At 60.5% G+C, this 11,366-nt stretch carries 15 protein-coding genes; 5 read left to right on the forward strand and 10 right to left on the reverse strand.

Annotation, left to right across the window (positions count from 1 at the left end; translation table 11 throughout):
- Positions 1–26: 26 nt before the first annotated feature.
- The 3 genes from ACJ5NV_RS00580 to ACJ5NV_RS00590 are packed head-to-tail and all read right to left on the reverse strand — an operon-like array spanning position 27 to position 1,179.
- Positions 27–440: an SRPBCC family protein gene (locus tag ACJ5NV_RS00580; RefSeq protein ID WP_411641461.1), complete on the reverse strand. Its 414-nt coding sequence runs from the start codon at positions 438–440 to the stop codon at positions 27–29.
- Positions 437–757 (reverse strand): ArsR/SmtB family transcription factor, encoded by a 321-nt coding sequence (locus ACJ5NV_RS00585; RefSeq protein ID WP_411641463.1) that lies wholly within the window; start codon positions 755–757, stop codon positions 437–439. The genes ACJ5NV_RS00580 and ACJ5NV_RS00585 overlap by 4 nt, the downstream gene beginning before the upstream one ends.
- A complete protein-coding gene (locus ACJ5NV_RS00590) occupies positions 754–1,179 on the reverse strand; it encodes a cupin domain-containing protein (RefSeq protein WP_411641464.1) in 426 nt (141 codons plus the stop codon). The genes ACJ5NV_RS00585 and ACJ5NV_RS00590 overlap by 4 nt, the downstream gene beginning before the upstream one ends.
- Positions 1,180–1,365: 186 nt before the next feature.
- On the opposite strand from ACJ5NV_RS00590, the gene ACJ5NV_RS00595 reads away from it, so the two are divergent.
- From ACJ5NV_RS00595 to ACJ5NV_RS00615, 5 genes are all read left to right on the forward strand, one after another.
- The gene (locus ACJ5NV_RS00595; protein ID WP_411641466.1) at positions 1,366–1,962 is read left to right on the forward strand and encodes a TetR/AcrR family transcriptional regulator; all 597 of its coding nucleotides are present in this window, start codon (positions 1,366–1,368) and stop codon (positions 1,960–1,962) included.
- A 103-nt stretch (positions 1,963–2,065) separates the two neighbouring features.
- Entirely contained in the window at positions 2,066–2,743 is a 678-nt protein-coding gene (locus ACJ5NV_RS00600; RefSeq protein ID WP_411641467.1) for a PspA/IM30 family protein, read from the forward strand.
- A 41-nt stretch (positions 2,744–2,784) separates the two neighbouring features.
- Positions 2,785–3,069, forward strand: coding sequence for a hypothetical protein (locus ACJ5NV_RS00605; RefSeq protein WP_411641469.1), 285 nt, complete (start codon positions 2,785–2,787; stop codon positions 3,067–3,069).
- 78 nt (positions 3,070–3,147) lie between these two features.
- Positions 3,148–3,789: a lysophospholipid acyltransferase family protein gene (locus ACJ5NV_RS00610; RefSeq protein ID WP_411641471.1), complete on the forward strand. Its 642-nt coding sequence runs from the start codon at positions 3,148–3,150 to the stop codon at positions 3,787–3,789.
- Positions 3,786–4,727, forward strand: a complete 942-nt coding sequence (locus ACJ5NV_RS00615; RefSeq protein WP_411641473.1) for a phosphatidate cytidylyltransferase — start codon at positions 3,786–3,788, stop codon at positions 4,725–4,727. Before ACJ5NV_RS00610 ends, ACJ5NV_RS00615 begins: the two co-directional genes overlap by 4 nt.
- A gap of 9 nt (positions 4,728–4,736) precedes the next feature.
- Here ACJ5NV_RS00615 and ACJ5NV_RS00620 read toward each other — a convergent pair whose 3' ends face one another.
- Genes ACJ5NV_RS00620 through ACJ5NV_RS00650 form a run of 7 tightly spaced genes read right to left on the reverse strand, consistent with a single transcriptional unit; the run spans position 4,737 to position 11,248 of the window.
- Positions 4,737–5,489: a glycosyltransferase family 2 protein gene (locus ACJ5NV_RS00620; protein WP_411641474.1), complete on the reverse strand. Its 753-nt coding sequence runs from the start codon at positions 5,487–5,489 to the stop codon at positions 4,737–4,739.
- Positions 5,486–6,403, reverse strand: coding sequence for a glycosyltransferase family 2 protein (locus tag ACJ5NV_RS00625; RefSeq protein WP_411641476.1), 918 nt, complete (start codon positions 6,401–6,403; stop codon positions 5,486–5,488). The genes ACJ5NV_RS00620 and ACJ5NV_RS00625 overlap by 4 nt, the downstream gene beginning before the upstream one ends.
- A complete protein-coding gene (locus ACJ5NV_RS00630) occupies positions 6,400–6,942 on the reverse strand; it encodes an LbetaH domain-containing protein (RefSeq protein ID WP_411641478.1) in 543 nt (180 codons plus the stop codon). The genes ACJ5NV_RS00625 and ACJ5NV_RS00630 overlap by 4 nt, the downstream gene beginning before the upstream one ends.
- Positions 6,939–8,075 carry a glycosyltransferase gene (locus ACJ5NV_RS00635; protein WP_411641480.1) on the reverse strand — a complete coding sequence of 379 codons (1,137 nt, stop codon included), beginning with the start codon at positions 8,073–8,075 and terminating at the stop codon, positions 6,939–6,941. The genes ACJ5NV_RS00630 and ACJ5NV_RS00635 overlap by 4 nt, the downstream gene beginning before the upstream one ends.
- The gene (locus ACJ5NV_RS00640) at positions 8,072–8,659 is read right to left on the reverse strand and encodes an acyltransferase (protein ID WP_411641481.1); all 588 of its coding nucleotides are present in this window, start codon (positions 8,657–8,659) and stop codon (positions 8,072–8,074) included. The genes ACJ5NV_RS00635 and ACJ5NV_RS00640 overlap by 4 nt, the downstream gene beginning before the upstream one ends.
- Positions 8,649–10,007, reverse strand: a complete 1,359-nt coding sequence (locus ACJ5NV_RS00645; protein WP_411641482.1) for an oligosaccharide repeat unit polymerase — start codon at positions 10,005–10,007, stop codon at positions 8,649–8,651. Before ACJ5NV_RS00645 ends, ACJ5NV_RS00640 begins: the two co-directional genes overlap by 11 nt.
- Complete coding sequence (locus tag ACJ5NV_RS00650) at positions 9,992–11,248, reverse strand: lipopolysaccharide biosynthesis protein (RefSeq protein WP_411641484.1); 1,257 nt, start codon at positions 11,246–11,248, stop codon at positions 9,992–9,994. Before ACJ5NV_RS00650 ends, ACJ5NV_RS00645 begins: the two co-directional genes overlap by 16 nt.
- Positions 11,249–11,366: the final 118 nt, after the last annotated feature.

Below are 11,366 nucleotides of genomic sequence, written 5' to 3' on the forward strand. Positions count from 1 at the left end.
CGCCATTGCCGTCCGCCCACACGACGTCAGCTGTCGTGAACCGATGCCCGCATTCTACCCAAATGATCGTCCCAGCCTTTGTCCAACGCGAGCACGAGGTCGAATGCTTCTTCTCCTTGTGGCAGCCCTTCGTGGCGCAAGGACAGTTTTGTGCCGCCTGCGACCTCTTCCAGTGCCCATTTCACAGTGCTGGTTTTGCCCCCCATCGGCGTAATCGAAAATGTGTATTCGAGACGCGTGAATGGTTCGGCAACCAGCACCTGCCCCCACATGAGCTTGTCGCCGCTTTCGCTGCCAAACATCTCGTATGCGCCTGCCTCCAAAGCTGTCTTTGGCTTGTGAAACCAGATCGCGAGCTTGTCCGGGTCAGTGAGGTAGGCCCAAACTTTGGCTGGTGTCGCCCGCAGGTAAATCGTCTTCGTCAAGGTCGTGTCGGTCATTGCAGATCCTTCTCAATTTCAGATTTCAATTTTGTCAGGCGCACGTCCCAGAATGCATCGAAGTAGCTGAACCAATCGAACAGCTGTCTTAGGCCGTCGGGGTTGAGCGCATTCACCCGTGATCTGCCGTGTGTTTGAACGGTGATCAGGTCGCCTGCGCTTAGGATTGAAAGATGTTTCTTTACCGCCGCGCGGGTCATGTCGAAGTTTTCGGCGACTTCTCCAATTGTCATGTCCGCGTCTGCGAGCAGCCGCAGAATGTTGCGTCGCGTTGGGTCGGCCAATGCGCGAAACCCCATCTGTTCGGCCTCTGTCATTGATCCACCGGCAGAAAGTCAAACGCGCCATCCTGATAGAGGTAGGTAATACAAGGCGTTTCGGACACGCAAGCCGAGATATGCGCAGTCCCTGCGACGATGCTGTAGAAAGCGCCCGGACCAATTTTGCGCGCAGAGTTCGGGGCGGTGTCATGCTTATAATGAATCATCTCCCCTTCGAGCATGACGCCGAACATATTCGCTGTTTTGACATGCGGCGGGCTGATCGTGCCGGCGGGAAGGCGGACCAATGCCTGATAGGCCGCAGCGAACCGATCACCTTGCAATGCTGCAAAGGCGACACCGTCCGGCGTTTCTTGCCATTCAAATTCAGCGGGTCCGAGCAGCCGGATCGGATCAGCGCTGGCTTGTGTGGTTGTCGTGAACAACATGATCAGGAACGTTTTGTATAAATATTTCATGGGGTCTCCATAAGTAATACCGTTTAGTATCATTTCTGAATATAGAACCAAATGGTATCACGTCAAGGAAAAACGCGCAGACCCATTATCCCCCTCACAGCGCATATGTTATGTGAGGGCCGCCGCCCCTCTTTCTTTCTGCGCCATCTCGCCCTACAACTGAACTACGTTCAATCGGGGGAAAAGATGGCAGGCAAAGTGGCAGAGCGGCGCGCGGCGTTGCGTGAAAATCTGGTGGTGATCGCAGAGCGGACCATCGCACAAAGCGGGCTGAGCGCCCTGCGCGCCCGTGATCTGGCGGCCGAGGCCGGTTGCGCGGTGGGGGCGATCTATAATGTGTTCGGCGATCTGACGGATCTGGTGCTGACGGTCAATGCCCGCACCTTTCACCGGCTGGGCGCGGATGTGGCGGCGGCGCTCGCCGATGCACCGCAGGACCCGGTGGAACAGTTGGTCGTCATGGCCCAAGCCTATCACCGCTTTGCCGCTGAAAACCATCAAAGCTGGCGCGCGCTTTTTGATGTGGAACGTGCACCGGGTGAGGCCGCACCGGATTGGTATCTGCAGGAAATGGGGCGGCTCTTTACCTATATCTCGGATCCGCTGGCGGTGATTTTCCCGAATCGCGACCCGCAGGATCACGCGCTTCTGACCCGTGCGCTGTTCTCTTCGGTGCATGGAATCGTGCTTTTGGGTCTGGATGAGGCGAGTGCAGGTGTCCCGACAGAGGATATCGACCGGATGATCGCCCTTGTTTTACGGCAGATGACGCATTCTGCTTAAATTTTTGAACATCGTTCAATAAATTCCTTGATCGCAGCTCCCCGTCTTGCTATCCCTATTTTATGAACAGCGTTCAAGCGCTGAGGGAAAACGGAGAGCACCGATGTTCAAGACACTTGCCACGCTGATCAACGGGCAGCACGCCCGGGCCGAAGACCGGGTCCGCGATGCCTTTGCCATCGAATTGATCGACCAGAAAATCCGCGAAAGCGAAGCCAGCCTGCGCGCTGCCAAGGCAACACTGGCCAGCCTGATCCAGCGCCAGCGGTCCGAACAACGCCAGCATGACGGGCTGAAATCCCGGATCAATGATCTGATGAAACGCGCGAAAGAGGCGCTGGACAGCGACCGCGACGATATGGCTGCCGAAGCCGCCCGCGCGATTGCGTCAATGGAGAACGAACTGGCGGGCCGCGCAGAAACGCTCGGGCGGTTGGAACAAAAGGTCATGCGCCTGCGGTCGTCCATCGAAAGCGGCCACCGCCGGATCATCGACCTGAAACAAGGCGCGATACAGGCCCGTGCAGTGCGCCGCGAGCAAGACCTGCAATCGCGCATGGCGATCCACAGCGAAACAGGCAGCGTGGAAGAAGCGGAAGAGCTGATCAGCCGCGTGCTGGGCAAAGATGACCCATTTGAGCGCAGTGAAATCCTTGCGGATATCAACAGCGACCTGAACCACGACACGCTGACCGACCGGATGGCCGATGCGGGCTTTGGCGCTGCCACCCGGTCAACCGCCGATGATGTGCTGGCCCGCCTGAAGGCCGCCAAGAAATAACGCAATCCCCCCCAACAAACGACGACAAAAGGAAAATTCAAATGGAAAACGCACGTTCTGACAACGCAATGATCATGTTCTTTAATGGGGCCGCTGTCGTGGTCGCCTATGGGATGCTGGGCCTGTCGCTTTGGCTGTCGCCCGATGTGCCACTGTCCACCAAAGGCTTCTGGGGCATTGGTATCCTGATGCTGACACTCGCCTTGGTGAATTTTGTGAAATACCGCTTTGATGATCGCCTGTCCGAGGATCGGATCATGCGCCTAGAGGCCGCCCGCAATGAAAAACTGCTGTCTGACTATGTCAGCAGCGACAAGGAAATCTGATCCTGCCGGCCCTGCCCCCATCACCGGGGGCAGGGTTCGCCCTTTCCAAACGCCCCACCCTTCGCCAAAGTCGAGATCATGACATATCTGCGCAAACTCGCCGCCCGGATCGTGGGCCATTCCATCCGCATCTTTGCCCGCGCTGTCACAGCGGTCCGGGCCGATTGGCAGGGGATTGAACCTGTCCCGAAACAGCGCGTTTACTTTGCCAATCACACCAGCAATGGCGATATGCCGATGATCTGGTCCTGCCTGCCCCCCGCGCTGCGCCGCACGGTCCGCCCTGTCGCGGCGGCTGATTACTGGCTCAAGACGAAACTACGCGCCTTTATTGGCCCCGAAGTCTTTAACTGCGTCCTGATTGATCGCCGCCCCGAGGTGAATGACAAACCGATGGATAAAATCATCGCCGCACTGGACGACGGATCGTCCCTGATCATCTTTCCCGAAGGCAACCGGAACATGACCGAAGACCCGCTGCTGCCGTTCAAGGCGGGACTATACAACATGGGGCTTGCCCGGCCCAATGTGGATCTGGTGCCCACATGGGTGGCCAATCTGAACACGATCATGCCCAAGGGCGAGGTCATCCCCCTGCCCCTGATCTGCACCGTCACCTTTGGTGCCCCGATCCATGTGCAAGAGGGCGAAAGCAAGGATGATTTTCTGAAACGCGCCTCTGACGCGCTGCGGGACCTTGCGCCGGAGGTCAGGTCATGAACGACACAACCAGTGATATCCTGCTTTTGGCCCTTGGCAGTTTCGGCATTCTGATCGCCCTGACCTTTCTGGGAGAGGTGATCCGCGCCCGTCAGCCCGCCACTTTCGACAACCCGGTGCTGGACACCTATATGACCCGCGTCCAAAGCTGGTGGGGCATGGTCGCTTTTGTCGGCATCGCGCTGCTGCTGGGCAAGGTGGGGGTTATGGTGCTGTTTGCATTTGCTTCTTTCGCGGCCCTGCGCGAGTTTCTGACACTGACGGCCAAGGCACAGGCCGACCATATCTCACTCGCACTGGCGTTCTTTGTGGTGCTGCCGTTGCAATATGTCTTTGTCGCGATGGAATGGGCGGGGATGTTTACGGTATTCATCCCGGTCTACGCCTTTCTGCTGCTGCCCATCGTGTCCGCCCTGCGCGGCAACGCACAGCGGTTCCTTGTCCGCGTGGCCGAAACCCAATGGGCGCTGATGATTACCGTGTTCTGCGTCAGCCATGTGCCTGCGCTGATGACGCTGGATTTTCCCGGCTACGAACACCGCGCCGTTCTGTTGATCGCCTTTCTGGTCATGGTGGTTCAGTTCGGCGACCTGCTGGAATATTTCTTTGGTCGCCGGATCGGGCGGCGGCGTGTCGCGCCGGGGCTGTCGCCGAAAACGTGGGAAGGTATGATCTGTGGTGCCGCAAGTGCTGCGCTGATTGGCGGGCTGCTGAGCTGGATCACACCCTTTGGTGTCTTCGGCGCGATGCTGATGGCGGGGGTCGCGTCGCTTGTGGGGATGCTGGGCAGCCTGGTGATGGCCGCGATCAAGCGTGACCGGGGCGTCAAGGATTGGTCACATCTGATCCCCGGCCAAGGCGGTTTTGTGGAACAGTTGGACAGTGTGATCTTTGCCGCGCCGATCTTTTACCATCTGACCAATTACCTTTACGGCTAACCTTTCACATCACTCCCGCCGCGTGGTGAATTGCGGCAGTTTGCTCAGGTTCTTGGCCATCAGCGTGCCAAGCCCGCCAACCTTGTGCCGCCGGATTGCGCGATAATCCTCGCGGCTTTTCTGTACCATCTGCGCAAAAGACCGGTTCGAGGCCCCGCCGATCCGCATCCGCACCATCACCTGTGGAATATAGGCCAGCCGCACCTCGCCGGTCGTCAGCCAGCGCAGCATGCCATCGTAATCCCCGGAAATCCGATAGCTGGTATCGTAAAGCCCGGCGCGGGTGAACACCGCGCGCCGCAGGTAAAGCGTCGGATGGGGCGGCATCCAGCCGCGTTTCAGTCGGCCCTGCGCGTAGGGTCCGGCCCGCCAATAGCGGATCACCCGGGTTTCATCCTGCCGCGCAACATATTCCAGATCGCCATAGACACCGTCGATCGTCGCGTCTTGCAACGCATTGGCGACCCAAGACAGCACTGCGGGACCGGCAAGCGTGTCATCGGCATGTAGCAAGCCAATCACATCGCCCGTCGCCCGCCTGATCCCCGTATTGATCCCGTCATAAATTCCGCCATCCGGGGCAGAGACCAGCGCCATCTTCGGGTGACCATGCGCCCGCAGATAGGCGCATGTCCCATCGGTCGATCCCCCATCCTGCACAACGTGTTCCACGTCCGGGTGGGTCTGACTGCACAGACTGTGAAGGGCACCGTGCAGCGCCTCGCCCCCGTTTTTGACGGCGGTGACCACGGAAATCTTCATTCTGCGGCCTTGTTGGTCAGCAGCAGCGGCGGCACAAGGTTGATCCCCAGAACAGAGCGGATTGCAATCACCGGATCGGCGTTGGTTCGGCGCATATGCTGTTCCAGCTCTGCCAGTTTGGCGTCCACAAGGTAACGATACCAAAATCCCTGTAGCACATGAAAAGCCCGCGCCTGTTTGCCATCGCGAAAGCCGCCGCGCAGCATGAAACGATACAGGAAATAAAGACCAGCGCGAGCACCGTTGGGCAGGCGCTGATAAAGCTGTTCTTTGATCCAGCGTTTAAGACCTGGGCGCCCGCGCATGCGTCCGATACTGTTGCGGGGCAGAAAACCGTAGCGCTGGTTCAGGATATCCACGACCTCGCGGCTGGCATAGGCGTTGTGTTTGGCGATCCACCAATCCAGCGGGCGGCGGTTGTCGTCGATGATCAGGCCGGGCAGCGTGGCTGTGCGTCCTGCGACAATGATGTGTTCATCCATCCAGCGATCCTCGCACCGCCCCGCACCATTGCGGAACAGGCGCAGCACCCGGACCGGGAACACCCCGCCGAAACGCACCGGATGCCCCATGAAATGCATGCGCCGCGCCACATAGATGCCCGCCACATCCGGCAGGCCCGCGCTGATCTGGGCGGCAAGGTCCGGGGTCACCACCTCATCCGCGTCCAACCGCATGACCCAGCCTTTGTCACCTGCGATCTGGTCAAGCGCCCAGTTGAACTGACTTGCGTGATTGACCCAGTCATGATGCAGCACCTGCGCGCCCGCCGCCCAGGCCCGCGCCACCGTGCCATCGGTGGAGCCACTATCGACCACGATCACCCGGCTGGCGAACCCGATCACCGATGCGATGGCCCGATCGATATGCAGCGCCTCGTCCTTGGTCAGGATAATCACGGTGATATCCGTCATGTTTGTGGCCTCAACTGTAGGGGGTTTCCAAAACCGATATAGTCAGCGGGCATGTCGCACATCGCCACACCGCGCGCGCCAAGGATCGCCCGCGCACCGATCCGCACACCGGGGCCGACAAAGGCATCGGCACACACCCAAGCATCCGCGCCGATATGGATCGGTGCCCGGATCAAAGGGCGCGCCGGGTCGCGCCAGTCATGGCTGCCTGCACAAAGATGTGCATTTTGCGAAATCGTCGCCCGCGCCTCGATCTGGATCGAGCCCAGCGCATAGAGGATCACCCGGTCGCCAATCCCGACCTGATCGCCAATCGCCAGATGCCACGGGATCATGATCCGCACCGTGGGGTGGATATGGACCTGCCGCCCGATCTGCGCCCCGAAGCAGCGCAAAAGCCAGACCCGCCAGCCCCAGAAAATCCGGGGGCTGCACCGAAAAAACGGCTGGCAAAACCCCCACAAAAGACGGCCCAGCATCGCGCGCTTGTCCCAGTTGCGTGTCTGACGGTTGGCGGTAATATCGGCCTGCACGCTCATGCAGTCACCTTGCGGCCGCGCGCCGGGTCAAGGTCGCGGTACAACCGCGCAAAGGCCGCAACCATCGCATCGGCCGAAAAGTCGCGGATCATCCAGGCCCGCCCCCGCGCGCCCATTGCCGCAAGATCAGACTGCCAGAGCTGCGCGATAGTATCGGCCAAATCCTCTTGCGCCAGATCAATGCATGCCCCGCAGCCATGCAAGGCAAGGTCCTGCCAAGGGGTTGCGCTGGTGGTGATGACAGGCACGCCATGGGCCAGCGCCTCGGCCACGGCGATGCCGAAGTTTTCTGAATGGCTGGGCAGCACGAAAAGGTCAGCATTGGCAAAGGCGGCCCGCTTTGCGGCACCTTCCACATGGCCCATAAACCGCACACGTGTTCCCAGCCCCGACGCCTGCTGCAACAGCCGCGTCACATGGAACGCCATGCCTGTGCCGTAGATATCCAGATGCACATTATCGGGCAGCCGGGTCATCGCCTGAAACAGCCGTGCGAGGCCCTTCTTGGGGTGCAACCGCCCCAGATACAGCAGCCGCAATCCATCCCCCGGCGCACGCTGGCGCGGGCCGATATTCGGGATGCTCACGCAGTTCGGGATCAGCGTGGTGGCGATGCCTTGCAGCCGGGCCACGCTTTGCGCACCTTCAGCGACCGAGGTCACATGCAGGATGCTTTTGCGCCCGCGCAGTCCCTGTGCCAACCGTTCAAACCGGTGTTTGAGCCGCCGCCGGGGGGCCTGCGCCCAGCCCGCCGTGGCCTGCAACGCGCCGCGCGGTGACCAGACCACCGGCCGTCCGAACAGATTGGCCAGCGCCAGCGTCGGCAACGTGGGCATGTTATATGTCGCCGTCAGATGCACCACATCGGCCCAAGCGATGGCCGCCGGCAACCGCGCGAGCAATCCAGGCGCCACGCTATGTCCGCCGATGCGGCGCGCGTAGTGCACCCGGTAAGGCAATGCGGCAGGCGTAACCCGGTCACCCCGTTCCGGGCTGGCCGCATCCGTGGTCAGCACCCGCAACGTCATATCCGGCAGGGCCGCGATCCCGTCGCAGATCGCCTTGGTTGACCAGATCGGACCACCCCACCATGTGGCGGGATAGAATGATGGGGTAACATGGAGCACCTTCATGCGGCCACCTGCACGTCAGGGGCGCACCCCCGCAAAACGCGCGCCGGGTTACCGCCCACTGTCGCCCCATCGGGCACGTCGCGCGTGACCACAGCCCCCGCCGCGATGATTGCCCCTACCCCGATTCGGCGGCATTGCGGCAGGATGACCGCCCGCGCGCCGATCCAGACATCTGCCCCGATGGTCTTGGGCAGCGGCAACGGCACAGACCGTGGATCATCCCCGTGATCATGGGTGTAGATCACCACCCTTTCCGAGATCAGGACCCCGTCGCCAATCACCAACCCGCCTGTCGTGTCCAAATGCACATCGCGGTTGATCTGAACGGTGTCGCCAATCACCAATGGCGCGCCCAACAGCTCTGCCGAGGCCGCGCAGCCCCGCCAGAAATAACAGTGCGCGCCAACGCTGACGATGCCGGGCTGGTCAAACCGCACGCCGGGCTGAAACCGACTGCCCATGCCAACACAGGCCAGTATAGCGCGATGCCACCGGGTCGCCAGCACCATAAGAATGCGGCGGCGCAGGGCGCTGGCCAACCGCCGGATGCGGAACATCTGACGCAGACAAGGATCAAGCAACATGGGCTGCCCCCCTTATCCCTGACTGCCTTGGCACCCATAGCGCATAGCGGGTGACAAAAACCGCGATCATCATGGTGATCAAAACCAATTGCGCCGCAGCGCCCACGATAAAAGCGCTAAAGGAAGACTGCAGGGTGGCCTGAATGAACGGGTAGAACAGCATCGGATACAGCAGAAAACTGCCATAGCGCATCACCCAGAGGGGCGACAGCAACAGCACCTCGCCCTTGCGATAGATCCAACCCAGCACAAACCCGACGCCGATCCCGGCCCAGCTGAAATTGATAAACGCCTCACCCGGACCGGTCACGTTGAACGCCCCGCCCGTATAGATCTGCATGATGTCGCGTTTGAAAAACATGCCCAGATCAATGGCGGGCTTGTCCAGCCAAAACGCCCGCGGGATCCAGCCAAAGCGCCACCACGTATAGCTCTCTCCGAACAGCAGCATCGACGGCGTGACACGATCCGTCACCATGATTGCCACGTTGATGTCCAGAAAATATGTCGAACTGACGATCTGCAGGATCAACGCCTGCCAAAGCGCTCCTTCGCCCAGCCGCAACTGGGTCATGTACGCACCCAGCCCGGCCATCGCGACAGCGCTCACCCCCAATATCACAACGGTGCGCAGCCTGATCCACCCACCCAAAATCATATGGGTGGCAAGGGCGAAGATCATTAACTCGATCAGCTCAAACCGGTCGCCCGAGATCAGCGCGATCAGCACCAAAAGCGCACCCAGCAGCGCCGCCTGCATCTGAGCCCCCCGCGCGCCCGTGGCGATGCCATGCGCCAACAGCAGCACAAAGGCGCATTTCGGCACGACGAAAAACGATTTAATTCCCGCCAGCGTCGCACCAACGCCATCATGGTTCACGTTGATCTGTTTGGTACTGTTCAGCGCCGTCAACAGCCCGGTATCAATCCCCGTCGCCCCCCGCGCATGCAGGATGCTCAGCATCGTACCCAATGCCACCGCAAGCGCGACGACAAATAGCGTACCGCGCCGCGTGATCCCCGCCGCCACAAGCCGCGCCGCGCCCGTATCGTTCGCATGGCGGGTCCGCCCGCAGGCCAGCCGGTATCCCAGACAGAGCATCATAATAAACACACTCAGATAAAGTGCGCCCAGCAGATCACCCCACGGGTTTGCGACAAAGCGCCTGTAAAATGCCAAGTCTGGCGCCGCGGCGTAGACTGCAACCTTTAGCAGGAAACCGAACAGGCAAAAATAGCATAGCAGATGCATAGGCGAGACGAGCCGCAGCACACCGTGCCGTTGGCCAATCCAGAACGGCAGCACCGTGCAGATGACCGCCAAAAGGATGATCAGGACAGTTTCCATCCCCCCTCCTTTCCACGCAAAAGCAGGGCGGCGGATGTGTCCAGCGCCAACCGCTGCCGCAGCATTTGCCACAACATAATGCTGCCGAAACTGATCCCCGCCACATAGGCCGCAGCGTTCAGCGCGGGGCTCAGCATTGTACCCGCAAGCCCGGTAGCGGCCAGATAGACCAGCATGCTGATCATCCGCGCGGCGGCGGCAAAATGCGGCAACCCGCAAAGCGTGGCGACCGTAAAGCCAGAGGCGAAAATCACCTGCCCCAGCGCACCCCACAGCAGAATGGCAAAGGTCAGACCGCCAGTCCCTGCCGGTGTCAGCCATGGCAATGCGGGGATCATGGCACAGCCCAGCGCGAACAAAACAACACCGGGGACCACGGCGATCAGGCTTCCGTTAAGGCTGGCTTGTCGCAGCGCCTCCGGGTCGCGCTGCGTATATGCCTCTGACACCGGTCCGGCGCTAACCCATGTGGCCACGCTGACCGGCAGCGCGACAAGGTTCGCAACGCGGCGCAAAACAGCATAAAGCCCGATCTGTTCAGGCGTTAAAAACGCGCCACCGATGATGATGTCGACCTGCGCCACTCCCATCCCCAGCACGGCGGTGCCCCACATGGCGACGGAAGGGATCGCACCCTGTGTTTTGTGCCGCAAAAACGCGGTGCAGCCGGGATGGCGCAAGCACCAGATCACTGCCAACGCCGCTAAAATGCCCATGCAGATCGCAGCACGGATCAGGATTGCCTCAGCCTCACCGCTTGCCACGCCCAACGCCGCACAGAGCAGCGCCAGCGCAGGCCCGGCATCGCGCAAAGCCATCGACAGATGTAGACTACCCAGCCCCCGCATGAGGCTGGCAAGACAGGTCAACAAGTTAACGCCAAACGCCGTCATCAGGATCACCATCCACGGCAGCCCAGGCCAAAGCGGCATCAGCAGAACTCCGCAGATTAAACAGGCAAAAGCCGGGATGATCAGCATATGGCGCAGGATATCCCCCACTGGCAGACCCGCCCCGCGTGTCGCACCCGCAAGCAGGCAAAGCGGGCCACCAACTGAAATCAGCGTCGCCGCGATCAGGGTGGCGCCCCAAAGCATGATAAGCCCCCCGAACACATCGAGCCCCAGCAGCGCGGCAAGCGCCAGCATCACCGTGAAATTCAGCCCGACAATCAGGGCGCGCAACACCAGCGCGGGTGCGGCCCGTATTTTTGTCAGCCTGATGATGGCAGATGCAATCATACCCCTTGTCCCCGGCCCTGCACAGCAGCGTTAACCCTGCGCGTCTTCGGATTCAGTGGTCATTCATCGTGATTAAGATCAGGTTAACCCTTCTGTGGTTCATTCTTATTTAAGCAAA

Origin of the sequence: Loktanella agnita, from assembly GCF_046640325.1 — a bacterium.
Classification (GTDB): domain Bacteria; phylum Pseudomonadota; class Alphaproteobacteria; order Rhodobacterales; family Rhodobacteraceae; genus Yoonia; species Yoonia agnita.

What these genes read in the sequence shown, in the direction of transcription:
- ACJ5NV_RS00580 (WP_411641461.1), bottom strand. Translation starts at nt 440, where the DNA reads ATGACCGACACGACCTTGACGAAGACGATTTACCTGCGGGCGACACCA.
- ACJ5NV_RS00585 (WP_411641463.1), bottom strand. Translation starts at nt 757, where the DNA reads ATGACAGAGGCCGAACAGATGGGGTTTCGCGCATTGGCCGACCCAACG.
- ACJ5NV_RS00590 (WP_411641464.1), bottom strand. Translation starts at nt 1,179, where the DNA reads ATGAAATATTTATACAAAACGTTCCTGATCATGTTGTTCACGACAACC.
- ACJ5NV_RS00595 (WP_411641466.1), top strand. Translation starts at nt 1,366, where the DNA reads ATGGCAGGCAAAGTGGCAGAGCGGCGCGCGGCGTTGCGTGAAAATCTG.
- ACJ5NV_RS00600 (WP_411641467.1), top strand. Translation starts at nt 2,066, where the DNA reads ATGTTCAAGACACTTGCCACGCTGATCAACGGGCAGCACGCCCGGGCC.
- ACJ5NV_RS00605 (WP_411641469.1), top strand. Translation starts at nt 2,785, where the DNA reads ATGGAAAACGCACGTTCTGACAACGCAATGATCATGTTCTTTAATGGG.
- ACJ5NV_RS00610 (WP_411641471.1), top strand. Translation starts at nt 3,148, where the DNA reads ATGACATATCTGCGCAAACTCGCCGCCCGGATCGTGGGCCATTCCATC.
- ACJ5NV_RS00615 (WP_411641473.1), top strand. Translation starts at nt 3,786, where the DNA reads ATGAACGACACAACCAGTGATATCCTGCTTTTGGCCCTTGGCAGTTTC.
- ACJ5NV_RS00620 (WP_411641474.1), bottom strand. Translation starts at nt 5,489, where the DNA reads ATGAAGATTTCCGTGGTCACCGCCGTCAAAAACGGGGGCGAGGCGCTG.
- ACJ5NV_RS00625 (WP_411641476.1), bottom strand. Translation starts at nt 6,403, where the DNA reads ATGACGGATATCACCGTGATTATCCTGACCAAGGACGAGGCGCTGCAT.
- ACJ5NV_RS00630 (WP_411641478.1), bottom strand. Translation starts at nt 6,942, where the DNA reads ATGAGCGTGCAGGCCGATATTACCGCCAACCGTCAGACACGCAACTGG.
- ACJ5NV_RS00635 (WP_411641480.1), bottom strand. Translation starts at nt 8,075, where the DNA reads ATGAAGGTGCTCCATGTTACCCCATCATTCTATCCCGCCACATGGTGG.
- ACJ5NV_RS00640 (WP_411641481.1), bottom strand. Translation starts at nt 8,659, where the DNA reads ATGTTGCTTGATCCTTGTCTGCGTCAGATGTTCCGCATCCGGCGGTTG.
- ACJ5NV_RS00645 (WP_411641482.1), bottom strand. Translation starts at nt 10,007, where the DNA reads ATGGAAACTGTCCTGATCATCCTTTTGGCGGTCATCTGCACGGTGCTG.
- ACJ5NV_RS00650 (WP_411641484.1), bottom strand. Translation starts at nt 11,248, where the DNA reads ATGATTGCATCTGCCATCATCAGGCTGACAAAAATACGGGCCGCACCC.